At 41.9% G+C, this 12,705-nt stretch carries 6 protein-coding genes, 1 tRNA gene and 2 rRNA genes (1 of these 9 running past the window's edge); 7 read left to right on the top strand and 2 right to left on the bottom strand.

Features of this window, described 5'->3' with window-relative positions:
* The 6 genes from BANH1_RS05395 to BANH1_RS05370 all read left to right on the top strand — a co-directional run.
* Positions 1-1,665, top strand: a 23S ribosomal RNA gene (locus tag BANH1_RS05395) (it extends 1,150 nt beyond the left edge of the window).
* Positions 1,666-1,735: 70 nt separating this feature from the next.
* A 5S ribosomal RNA gene (gene rrf, locus BANH1_RS05390) occupies positions 1,736-1,850 on the top strand.
* A 121-nt stretch (positions 1,851-1,971) separates the two neighbouring features.
* Positions 1,972-2,048, top strand: a tRNA-Met gene (locus tag BANH1_RS05385).
* A 1,162-nt stretch (positions 2,049-3,210) separates the two neighbouring features.
* On the top strand, positions 3,211-4,398 hold the full coding sequence (locus BANH1_RS05380) for a multidrug effflux MFS transporter (RefSeq protein WP_015398373.1): 1,188 nt from the start codon (positions 3,211-3,213) through the stop codon (positions 4,396-4,398).
* A gap of 421 nt (positions 4,399-4,819) precedes the next feature.
* Positions 4,820-5,533 carry an alpha/beta fold hydrolase gene (locus BANH1_RS05375; protein ID WP_015398372.1) on the top strand — a complete coding sequence of 238 codons (714 nt, stop codon included), beginning with the start codon at positions 4,820-4,822 and terminating at the stop codon, positions 5,531-5,533.
* Positions 5,530-7,710: an isocitrate/isopropylmalate family dehydrogenase gene (locus BANH1_RS05370; RefSeq protein WP_015398371.1), complete on the top strand. Its 2,181-nt coding sequence runs from the start codon at positions 5,530-5,532 to the stop codon at positions 7,708-7,710. The genes BANH1_RS05375 and BANH1_RS05370 overlap by 4 nt, the downstream gene beginning before the upstream one ends.
* 295 nt (positions 7,711-8,005) lie before the next feature.
* Here BANH1_RS05370 and BANH1_RS05365 read toward each other — a convergent pair whose 3' ends face one another.
* Complete coding sequence (locus BANH1_RS05365) at positions 8,006-9,061, bottom strand: TIGR04086 family membrane protein (protein ID WP_015398370.1); 1,056 nt, start codon at positions 9,059-9,061, stop codon at positions 8,006-8,008.
* 655 nt (positions 9,062-9,716) lie between these two features.
* On the opposite strand from BANH1_RS05365, the gene BANH1_RS05360 reads away from it, so the two are divergent.
* A complete protein-coding gene (locus BANH1_RS05360; protein ID WP_015398369.1) occupies positions 9,717-10,487 on the top strand; it encodes an N-acetylmuramoyl-L-alanine amidase in 771 nt (256 codons plus the stop codon).
* Between the two features lie 1,012 nt (positions 10,488-11,499).
* On the opposite strand, the gene BANH1_RS05355 is transcribed toward BANH1_RS05360, so the two are convergent.
* Positions 11,500-12,300 carry a DUF1460 domain-containing protein gene (locus BANH1_RS05355; protein ID WP_015398368.1) on the bottom strand — a complete coding sequence of 267 codons (801 nt, stop codon included), beginning with the start codon at positions 12,298-12,300 and terminating at the stop codon, positions 11,500-11,502.
* Between the last annotated feature and the right edge of the window lie 405 nt (positions 12,301-12,705).

Here is a 12,705-nt window from a genome sequence, read left to right as displayed (position 1 = left end):
CTCACTGGTCTAAATAAGGGTCCCTGCGCCGAAAATGTAACGGGGCTAAAGCCATACACCGAAGCTGTGGATTTACTCTTATGAGTAAGTGGTAGCGGAGCGTTCCGTAAGCCTGTGAAGGGAGACTCGTGAGAGCTCCTGGAGGTATCGGAAGTGAGAATGCTGACATGAGTAACGATAAAGGGAGTGAGAGACTCCCTCGCCGAAAGTCCAAGGGTTCCTGCTTAAAGTTAATCTGAGCAGGGTGAGTCGGCCCCTAAGGCGAGGCCGAAAGGCGTAGTCGATGGGAACCACGTTAATATTCGTGGACCTGTGGGAAGTGACGGATCGCGTATGTTGTGAGGTCTTATTGGATTGATCTTGCAGCGAAGCGGTTCCAGGAAATAGCTCCCACTTATAGACCGTACCCGAAACCGACACAGGTGGACTGGTAGAGAATACTAAGGCGCTTGAGAGAACTACGTTGAAGGAACTCGGCAAAATGCACGCGTAACTTCGGAAGAAGCGTGACCCTTTATCGGGCAACCGGTAGAGGGTGGCACAGACCAGGGGGTAGCGACTGTTTACCAAAAACACAGGGCTCTGCGAAGTCGCAAGACGACGTATAGGGTCTGACGCCTGCCCGGTGCTGGAAGGTTAAGAGGAGATGTGCAAGCATTGAATTGAAGCCCCAGTAAACGGCGGCCGTAACTATAACGGTCCTAAGGTAGCGAAATTCCTTGTCGGGTAAGTTCCGACCTGCACGAATGGCGTAACGACTTCCCCGCTGTCTCCAACGTAGACTCAGTGAAAATTGAACTCCCCGTGAAGATGCGGGGTTCCTGCGGTTAGACGGAAAGACCCCGTGCACCTTTACTATAGCTTTACACTGGCATTTGTGTCTGTATGTGTAGGATAGGTGGTAGACTTTGTAAGCAGGGGCGTCAGCCTTTGTGGAGTCATCCTTGAAATACCACCCTTACCGATATGGATGTCTAACCGCAGTCCGTTATCCGGATTCGGGACCGTGTATGGTGGGTAGTTTGACTGGGGCGGTCGCCTCCTAAAGAGTAACGGAGGCGCGCGATGGTAGGCTCAGAACGGTCGGAAATCGTTTGTTGAGTGCAATGGCATAAGCCTGCCTGACTGTAAGACTGACAAGTCGAGCAGAGTCGAAAGACGGTCATAGTGATCCGGTGGTCCCGTGTGGAAGGGCCATCGCTCAACGGATAAAAGGTACGCCGGGGATAACAGGCTGATGACCCCCAAGAGTCCATATCGACGGGGTTGTTTGGCACCTCGATGTCGACTCATCGCATCCTGGGGCTGGAGCAGGTCCCAAGGGTATGGCTGTTCGCCATTTAAAGCGGTACGTGAGTTGGGTTCAGAACGTCGTGAGACAGTTCGGTCCCTATCTGCCGTGGGTGTAGGAATATTGACAGGATCTGTCCCTAGTACGAGAGGACCGGGATGGACGTATCTCTGGTGGACCTGTTGTGGCGCCAGCCGCATAGCAGGGTAGCTATATACGGACGGGATAACCGCTGAAGGCATCTAAGCGGGAAACCCACCTGAAAACGAGTATTCCCTGAGAACCGTGGTAGACCACCACGTTGATAGGTCAGGTGTGGAAGTATGGTAACATATGAAGCTTACTGATACTAATCGTTCGATAGGCTTGATCGTTCCCATTTCCTCTGTTCATTCTCAATATAAGCAAATTACCAGTTTCTCCCCTTTCTATGCTCTTCGCTGACCTGGTGGTTATGGCGGAGCGCCTGCACCCGATCCCATCCCGAACTCGGCCGTGAAACGTTCCAGCGCTGATGGTACTTTGCCTTAAGGCACGGGAGAGTAAGTCGCTGCCAGGTCTGCTAAGCGCATAGAAAGAAAATCTCTCGCAATCTCAAAAAAGGCGAAGAAAAAGACAATCAAAAATGTCACCGCCATCTTTGGAATAGTGCCGTTTTTATCTTCGATAAAACCTCGTGTCGCGGGGTGGAGCAGCCCGGTAGCTCGTCAGGCTCATAACCTGAAGGCCGCAGGTTCAAATCCTGCCCCCGCAACCAAATTATACAACCACAAAAAGCTCTCATCAAATGAGATGCCGATCTCGTCAGATGAGAGCAACCAATCAATCCCACTGTGCAAGCCTTATCCCTAAAAATCCAGTCCAACCAAGTTGAAAACAGCGCTGTTAGATAGACATTGGCCAGATTATCAACAGCACGATAAGTGATGGATTTTTATGAGCGTTTGGAACAGAACTTGCCTTCTCTTCCCATTCCAAAGCGTCAGCTGTTACGGGATCCCCGCAGTTAGGGACTGCAGTTCTTATAAATAAAATATAAGAGAAGAAACATCATATAGTCGTTAATTACCAGCGTTATTATGTATTGTTGGATTTATACTTTATATTAAAAATGAAGTTAAGTACGTATCATAATATTGTTTTTGTTTAAATATAAAGGTTAGTTTACGTGAGGGGCTGTCAGCATAATTTATGCGGAATTTACCTTGAATATACCACTATAAGGCCAAAATCCTCTAGAAAATAAACTAAAGTGTAAAAGTGATAGGCTTGGGAAGGGAGATAGGCACTGATTGAGAGCTATTCTTATAGTTATTAACGACTATAAGAGTTATTTATAGAACAAACATTAACAACCTTCTCCTCTCCCGTTTTTGCAGAGAATGGATGCGCTTCACAGATCATCTCCTATATATTGTCTAACAAATCTCCTCCAAACTATAATGCTGCACCCTCTAAACAAAACAAAAAACTACAGAAAGCAAGCCCTGAAAGCGTCCCTTTAAACTCATGGAAAGCCAAAAAGTGAGCTTACCACTCAATCGTCGCTATAAAATTATTGCGATAGCGCCCTTGATTAGAGGTTCGTTGCTAAAATATTTGAGTAGCAATCAAGCTTTGTCTTTCTCGCCGCGTTTGTTGTTGCGACTATTTTGTAAAGCCCAAAACTCAAATCCCCATCTCCGCATAGCCAAAAAACTAAACCCAAATCAAATCACTTCATAGCCTCAAAGCATCTTTCTCAGCAGAGGCCCAGAAATATAAACTACTCCATCGGTGGAAAAAAGTCGGTGGATGAATGAGAGGGCAAAATTTAATAAATTGACCAACTAAAAAGCAGCATGTAAGGGAAGTACTTTTTTGGCTAGGAAAATCACTAATATAACTTATTTGTCGATTCTAAAAACGTAGGATATGGTATGCATAACGATAAAATACCATTAATTTTTATTATCTTCATAGCCTGTCTGTCAGTAGGGGGGCTGGTTTCTACAGATATTTTCTTGCCTGCGCTTGGGCGTATGAGTGTTTATTATCACGTCAGTAAATCAGATATTCAAAATGTTATTGCTCTTTTTCTGTTTGCTATAGCTATTGGTCAGCTTATTTACGGTCCAATAAGCGATAGTCTTGGAAGGAAAAAGACACTGCTTTTAGGGTTGTTCTTATGGTTATTAACGACTATAGGAATTATCTATACAACCAATATTAGTAGCCTTCTTTTCCTGCGTTTTTTGCAGGGGATGGGGGCTTGTTCAGGGATTGTCTTAAGCCGCGCTATCGTTAATGATTTGTTAGATAAAGAATCTGCAGGGCATATCTATCTCATTATTTTTCCATTTGTAGGGATGTCGCCCGCGATAGCACCTTTGATTGGGGGGTCATTGCTAAAATATTTTGAGTGGCAGTCCAGCTTTGTCTTTCTCATTGCGTTTGTCTTTTTGACTATTTTGTTATGCTTATTTTTCTTCGAAGAAAGTCTTCCGGAAAAAGAGAGAAGAGAGTTTAATTTTTCTGGTATTGTAAACACGGTTTTTCAAGTTTTAAAAAATAAACAGTTTATTTTTTATGCATTGGTTCCTTGTTTTGCTTATGCGGCTTATTTTGCTTATCTCTCTGAATCTCCTTTTTTCCTAACGAACTTAGGTATGGTCGAGGAGAATATTAGCTATAGTTATATCTGCTTATCTTTCGCTTATGTTTTAGGAAATATAGTCGCCAAACGTTTCACGAAGCTATTTTCTTTGGAGAGGACTCTGAAAATTGGATATTTCATTTTTGTTTGTGCCGGTTTTTTGTTTTTGGTACAAATATACTTAAGTGTATGGCCTTTGGTAACGAGCTTAGTCGCTATTTCGTTACTTACTTTTAGTAATGGTTTTTTATTACCACTCGGAACAGCACTTGCCATCTCTTCTCATTCTCAAGCGTCGGGAACGGCGTCAGGTGTTATGGGATTCTTGCAGTTAGGGAGCGCGGCTGTTAGTGCAGCTCTTATAGGTAAGATATCAGGTCATCAACCTCATATAGTTGCTATATTACTAGCGTTATTATGTATCGTTGGATTTACACTTTATATTAAAACTGAAGTTAAGTATATATCATAGTGTTGTTTTTATTTAAATATAGAAGTTACTTTATGTGAGAGGGATGTAATAATAATTTATTCAGAATTTTACGCTGAATATACCACTATAAGGCCAAAATCCTCTAGAAAATAAACTAAAGTGTAGAGAAGAGAGGAATTGGTCGCTGAAATTGTCTCTTTAAATTCATTGAGGATGTAGGAAAAGTGAGTTTAGCACTTGAATGTTGATATAAACTTACTGCGTAATACTATTTCTCAAGCGAAATAATTTCTTATGTACAGTCTAACTATATGAATAGAGTCTTACTGTCTGAGATATGTAGATTATGTATTTTTAAATAGATTAAATATTAATTATCATAAATTTTTAAAATAGAATATACAGTGTTATAAACTTTATTTTAATTTCTGATAAGTTTTGAATTTATAGAGGATAAATTATGAAAAAGAAGGCAGTAATACTTTCTCCTATTATGCCATTATGGGATGACGGCCGTTTTTGCCTTGATATTCAAAATTTATTACTGAAAAATGACATTGATTTTACTATATTAGATACTCCTTCTTTGCTTAAAGGCGTTCCTAAAGAAGATAATTTAGCTTTGGTTGAAGAAGAAATCAAAAGACGGTTTAATTTTCCTATTTTATTAATCGGATTTTCTATGGCTGGCACGCTCGCGCAGATGTTAGCTTATCGTTTAGCCAATGTTGAAGCTGTTATATCTCTTAGCGGCCCTGGATATGCAGATGACGTATTGAAAAAACATATTGGTGCTCTTCTTCTCTTGTTAGAAGATGGAGCACTATGTGACGCACTTGAGCTCTTGCATCGGTATGCGCAGCCTGTAGACACATCTGTTCCTCTTGGTAATATTCTTATCCCTGAAGAGCAAAAAGCGGAAGCTCTGGATAGAATGAAAAACGGGTTTAAGTTATTACTGGAAATGGATGCTCGGACAGTCATTGGTAAATTTAAAGGAAAATTTTTATCTTTAGTAGGGGCTAAATCTCAACTAGCAACGGTAAAAAATCAAACAGCTAGTGTCTTAGAATATCATGAATATCACACTATAAAAAATGCTGGTGCACGGCTTTGGAGAGATGACCCCACAATAGTCGGGGATATTATAAATTCGTGGATCAAAAAAATATGAAAAAGAAAATTCTTGTATTGCCAGGAGACGGGGTAGGTCCGGAAATATGTGGTGCTACTCTTCCAATTTTGGAGCGTATAAAAGTACCGGTAGAATTGATTTATGGAGAGATTGGATGGGAATGTTGGAAAAAAAATGGAGATCCTATTCCGTCAGACACATGGGAAAAAATTAAAATAAGTGATGCTATTCTTCTTGGTGCTATAACAAGTAAAGGAGAAGAAGAAGCGCAAAAAGAGCTTGCCCCACACTTGAAGGATAAAAGGCTCAATTATGTGTCGCCTATTATTCAATTAAGGCAGAAGCTTGGATTATTTGCTAACATAAGGCCGTTTAGGTACATATCCGGTCCTTTTGAGCCTTTTAGAGGATGTGTCATCTGCGAAAATACGGAAGGTTTACACGCGGGCATGGATTTCAGGAGCGTCCCAGAGCATATTGCTTCTTGGCTTAAACACCCCAATATAGAAAAATACGGTCCAGAAGAAGCGGCATGGTCTGTGCAGTTACAAACAAAATGTGGCTTAGAGCGTTTGTTTAAGAGTGCTTTTTCTTATGCCAAAACGCATGCTTTATCCCGTGTAACTTTTGCAAATAAATCAAATATTATGAGAGAAAGTGGGCAATTCGCTGAAGAGATTTTTGAAAAAGTTTCTGTGCATTTCCCAGATATTGAAGCAGAAATCCATGATGTCGATGTTGTCGCCTTATGGTTAGTTAAGAAACCACGCCGATTTGGTGTTATTGTTGCAGAAAATATGCTCGGTGATATTTTGTCTAATGTAGCTGCTGGTGTTATGGGAGGCCTGGGGTTGGCACCTAGCGCGAATATAGGGGAAGATATTGCATATTTTGAGCCTGTTCATGAGAGCGCTGCGTGCGTAGCAGGACAGGGAAAAACAAATCCTGCAGCGATGTTTTATACAATTTCTTTGTTATTGGAATATTTGAATTTTAAAGATGAAGCACGTTCTCTTTCGGATCATGTGGATCAGCTTATTCGTTCTGAAAAGATTTTGACTTATGATTTAGGCGGTGTGAGCTCAACAAAAGATTTTGCCAATAACATCATTGATACTATAGAAATAAATCAGAAAACCTGTATTTCATCTGTTATTACAATTGGCGATGAATTACTCTCTGGTCAATATCTCAATACAAATTTACAATCATTAAGTAAACAGCTTGAAGAAAAAAATATCAGAGTCAGAAAACAATTTGTATGCGCGGATAGCTTGAAGCAGATTTCAGAAACAATCATCCAATGTCTCGATCAAGATGATTTAATTATTATAAGTGGCGGTTTAGGGCCTACTTCTGACGATAAGACACGTGATGCGGTTGCCATTGCTGTGCAACGGCCTCTTATTCATCACGAAATAGTATGGGAAACTGTGCAGAGTCAGCTAAAGCGGCTTGGAATTCAGGCAAATAAGGCCAATAGTCGACAAGCTCTTTTCCCAAAAAATGCAACGGTGCTTGACAATCTAGGCGGGACAGCACCCGGCTTTCATCTTCGTTGTGGAAGAAGTTGCATCGTTGTTTTGCCCGGACCGCCTACGCAAGCCAATCCTCTTTTGGCGCGCTATTTGGAGCATTTTCAAGGACATCAATTATTACCAAAGCACCAATATGCTTGGACTCTGATAGGAATTAGTGAAAGTGAAATTGCCAATTGGGTGGATGAGCACCTCGCAGACCACCTTTTTGAGAGCCATTTTTTATGGAAAAGTCCCTATGTGATTGTGCAGCTTGTTAGTTTATCTGCGGCGCCTTTGTCAAAAATAGCAAAAGAAAATTTTGAGAAGCGTTTCCGAAAATATTTAGTGGGGGCAGAAATCACAACAGCTCAAAAAAAACTAGCCCCTATTGCGTCAATTCAATTTTCATCTCAAGATCCAAATCTTCTAAAATATTTACAGAAGGAGGTGGATTTAAATAAAGGGGAAAACAAACTTCAAATTGAGGCTAATATAAATATCAACCCCTCTATAGAAGAGGTTTATCAACAGACTGAAAATCTTGGGCGAATTAAAATGGATATAAAGATTAATCGGAAAAAGTCTTATTTTATCGAATTTCCCTATACATTGCCGCTCTTGAAAGATGTTTTGATAGAATATGCTTCGTGGACTATTTTGCAACATATTCATAATGAAAAAAGTTGCAAAAAATGAGGATTATGCGCCAAAAGTTCTTTATTGCTAAAGATGGTTTCTTTGCGAGCTCTAGCACGGACGTGCAAGCTGCGCGATAGAATTTTCTTTCTCTATTAGATAGATATAGATGATTACTCTCAATGTAGACTCACCTCTGCAATATGTGGGCGTCGTACTTCTGCGTCTGATTGTCGTTATAGCAAATATCTTGTTGATTCTTCTCTGAAAAGAGAAGGAGTGAGAGGGCGCTTAACCAAAAAGGCCACACAGTTTGTGCAGCCTTTTTGGAGGGTAGATGGTGGTCAAACTATTTTCAAAAAATGAAATAATTTTGACGGCTTTGATAACCATAATAGCCGCATATGCTGGCAGTGATAGCTCCAATGAGGCTACCTAAGAAGCTCAACCATCCAATGGCCGAAGCCGTCCCAATAGCTTTATTGGCGGCGGTCTGGGCGTTTTGGGCGAGTGTTTCAATATGGCCAGTTTGCTCACTTAGTGTTTCGATCGCCTGTTCAATTTTTTCTCTTGCAGCCTGATAAGTACGAATGGCGCGGTCTGCTGTTTGCTCAGCCTCAGCTTGGGTCATGCCATCGTTCACGAGAGTACGAACAATATCATTACGGTTGATAGACGCCTTTAAGGTTTGTGCACGCTCAGAAAGGTTGGAACCGAGGTCTCTGAGATATGTACGGTAATGAGAAGGGTCATCTTTGAAAGCTGTTAGAGCTGACCGAATATCTCCAAGAGCTCCTTCATAGGCCTGGTTCAGGCGTTCAGGGTCCAAAGCAGAGATCTCGTTTTTGTTCAGAAGTGTGCGTAAATCGCCACGGAGTTTATCAAAATCGGCCACAGGGCTGACTTGATCATCCAGCAAGCGCTCCAAAGACTGAGAATTTGTTGCGGAGAGGATGGCCTGTCCTCCTGTTTTAAGAGAAGAAGCAGCGCCTGATACAGTTTGAGCACCTAGATTGGCAGCGCCTGAAAGAAACAGGGCAGCTTGCAGTGTTACCGCAAGAGTTAAGAGGGCCCAAGTTAAAAAGCCGTGAGCTGCTCCTGCTCCTTTTGCGAAACGTCCAGCCACGAAGCCCCCACCTGCAAGACTAAGAATAATGGTAGCAATAGAACCAATACCCATTGATGTTAGGGCCCCTTCGAAGGGAGCAGAAAAAGAGAGATCGATTTTCCCCAGGCCTAAAGCTGCGACCAAAAAAGAAAAGCAGATTGAGATGGCGACAGCGGTAATGAAGCCGGCTAGAATAGCGGACCATGAAATATTTTGGCTGCTGGTTGAATACTCTGTTTCCAGTGCAAAGCTTCCTGCGAAATGAGTGTCTGACGATGCGTCTATTGGAATACGCGTTTCCATATGTATATCTCCTTGAATGATACTGGGGATAAAATGCGCAGCGGAAAATTATGTTCCAGCAGCATGATGTTGACGCGATGCGGAAAAGAGCTTTGTAAAGATGTGTTCAAGCGGGAATTTTCCAAATTTTATCACGGAGGATATCGATATTAAGATTGATTGTAAGCGCCTGCGATGGTTAATTTATTTGTCAAGAAATTGCCGCAAAGTTTTTTTAACAACGCTCCCAGATTAAATCATTAGGAGTTGTGAGGCAGTTAGCTAAGAGATGCTGTGCACAGTGGGTTTGAGGCCCGCTATGTGGTGTCTTGGGCCAGTGATAAGCGTGGCTGTGCTGCGTGCACGGTGTATATGGGTTTTTGGCTGACGATTTTGTAAAGCTTTTTCCTTTTTTCTGGCGGGTGTTTCCGGGATACTTTGGGCGGTGAGGGGGTGGTTTTTGGTGACCACTTTATTGATGGGGAGGGGCTTTAAATATCGGCGCTCCTTTGTGTTGATGGTTGTTCGATTATTGGCTTAAATGCTACGAGCTTGGGAGGTGAGTGCGGGGGTGCTGTGGCAGATTTTGAAGATAAAGTTAATGCTGGTTTTGTACACGGTCCGCTATTTTACGCGGTGGTGTTAGTAAATTTAACGAAGAGAGAGGGTCTTCTTTATGTATTACATTGATTACAATAACTATCGTTCTGTCAAAAGTTTTAGTCGTCGTGTCCGTTTTTTAGTGATGCATTATACCGCGATTAACTTTAAAGAATCTGTTTCAGCTCTCACAGGGGCATCAGTTAGCTCTCATTATCTTGTCCCCGATCCTAAAGAGCAAACATATATTGACGCGGGATTTAAGGATATGCGTATTTTCAATTTGGTTGATGAAGACAAGCGCGCGTGGCATGCGGGCGTTAGTTCGTGGGCTGGGCGTAATAACCTGAATGATACATCTATTGGGATTGAAATAGTCAATTTAGGGTCTGCGAGTAACGAGAAATCCCTCTTCCCTCCTTATAATCCGACTCAAATTGACGCAGTTAAAGAACTGGCGCTGAATATTCTTCAGCGTCATCCGGATATTACGCCGACTAATGTTGTTGGGCATAGTGATATCGCTGTTGGGAGAAAAAGTGATCCAGGTGCGGCTTTTCCATGGAAAGGCCTTTATGCAGAAGGTATTGGGGCATGGTATGACGATAAATTAAAAGCTCAATATCAAGGAAAATTTATGAAAGCACTTCCGACTAAGACAGAGGTCTTGTCTAAATTAACGCGATACGGATATAATACTTCAATTGCGGGTACTGAGGATGGGTATAAGACTTTAATCCGGGCGTTTCAGTTACATTTTCGTCCAGAAAATTATGACGGAGTCCTGGATGCTGAGACGGCGGCTGTCCTCTTCGCGTTGGTGGATAAGTATTTCCCGGCAGAATGATATAACCCACCTTAATTGAAATATATTTATTTTTATAGTCGAGAGTTATATCTGCAGAGCCATCTGAGGTTTTGTTTGCTGTATTATGCAGAGGATTATGATATTGCTAGGGCTGGAGGTGTTCGGTCATCTTTCGTTATTTATAGTGTCTTTAAGGACAGGCTATTCGTGAACAGGGGGCTAAACTGCAATTTACTGGGATTTAGTAGAGGCGGGCGGCTCTCTTAGTCGGCTATTGCCCGGGGGTAATGTTTTACTACGGGAATTTTTGAAAATCAGACAGTATTAATGCGCGGACGGATTAACAAAGACTGCCTTTTTATCGGCCGTGCTAAATATAGCGATCAAATAGAACTTGGCGGAATATTGCTATTTTTTTTGACCATGTACCAAATTTCCGCAAATAGCCGGTAAAGGCCTATAGTGCGGGACAATAAACTATGAGCTGCACACGCGTAGGCGGAGTTAACGTATACAGATCCGTAAAATATTTCTGTGTGAAAGGCGCTCGAACTAGCAAGGGAGTTTTACTTTTATGGCTATAGGGTTGACAGACGGATGCAGAGGGTATTGCAGAGATTATAGTGAATGTTTGGAATCTAGAGTTAACACTATTTTCTGCACCTTGGATGAGTGTATGAGACATAAAAGTCTTGTGTGGCCAGTCTGGTGTTTGGATTATTTTGCAAAAAAAGACATTTTCTAACGCCAGAGCTGAAATGCGAATGTGGAGGTGTCTGGCAAAATTTAGGGCTGTTTGCGTGCGGTTATCGGCAATTAAGCGGGATGATAGTCTAATCACTCTTCCGGCGACGCAATAATTATATATAGCGTGACTTCACTCCTTTCTTGCAGAAAAAAGAGGATATTATATTTTTTCGCCGATCCGCAAAATTTCTATTATTTCTACTATAATTCGAGTTGGCAGTGTTGCTACAAGTTTATCGTTGTATTTTCTGCGTGAAGTTCATTCTGGGCCGACAGAAAAACACATCAAATACCGGGAGCTTAGTCAATCAGCCCGCAGAACGATGATGCCTGGTTTTGAGAGCATATACTCCATAAACGGTGAGTCGACCACCTTTCTGTTTTCTTGCAATGATGAGGCATTTCGGAACCATACTTGGCCGTTACGGCGGATGATAATGCCCGCATGTGAGACGTCTAGTCCCTCCCGCGGTGAATAAATACCAACATAGTCTCCCGTCTTCAATTGATTCAGCACCTGAACATCAATTGATGGGCCAGGAATGTAATTAATTTTGCGCGGAATAATCTCCAGCCCTTTCACATATCGGCGGCCGTCAGACTTGCGGTTAAGCCACTTTTTAACTGTGACGTAGGCAGAACTGACATTCGGCGTTATATCGCGGGCGTTACGTGGAAAGGTAGCGTACCAGTCGGTGAAGAAGTGACGGCGGCTTAGATAGCTGACCTTGCCGTTAACGTAGCAGATTCGGGCCAAATTCTTAAGAAATGTTTCTTTATTATTACTTCGGCTAAGAGCTTCGACGTAATCTGCAAGAACAAAGCAGTCCACACCTTCAAAATCAGCGACTAGCGCCTCTGGTTCTTTGGGTGAGCCAATAAGTGTTTCTGACCTGTAGGGAGTAGTTAGAAAGGCTGCAGATACACGGTCAACTATTTCACCATGATTTTCGCTTGATGCTGGGATGACCTCAGTCCGGATAATTTTGTTAACTTTTTCAGCGGTTACGTTGTTCATGATTACGCGGTATTTTTCTGCGTTGCCAGCTGTATACGATGTCAGACAAGCCGGTATAAGCAAAAAAGCAAGCACTTTTATTTTCATCGTCTCTTCCCGAGAAGCAGTATTGACCCTCATGATTCATTGAAAGTAGCCGTTACGCATATATAAAAGGCGGCGCAGTGTATTTGATTGAGGACAAACATGCCAAAGTCCTGGAGTTTATATAATTTTTGGTGACAGCACTAGATGTATAATTGATTTTCTATTTCTATAGCTTGTCTTCGATTATTTTATGATATTTAGTTGTTGTTTCCTTGTAGTTTCAGAAAATAATCCTGTGGGATTAAAAGCTAAACTTTGATCAGTATAATGATTTAAGTTCTAGTTAGTCGGAGCTTTTGTAGCCGAAGTTAAGACACATTTTATCGTTGCATGATATGGTAACGCTCGCTTTAAAGCTGGGATAATATGGGATAAGATTATCGATAATATCCCACTTAATCTGCG

This window comes from Bartonella australis AUST/NH1, from assembly GCF_000341355.1.
GTDB lineage: Bacteria > Pseudomonadota > Alphaproteobacteria > Rhizobiales > Rhizobiaceae > Bartonella > Bartonella australis.
The sequence above is the reverse complement of the archived record's forward strand: the minus strand, read 5'-3'. Positions and strand labels throughout refer to the sequence as shown.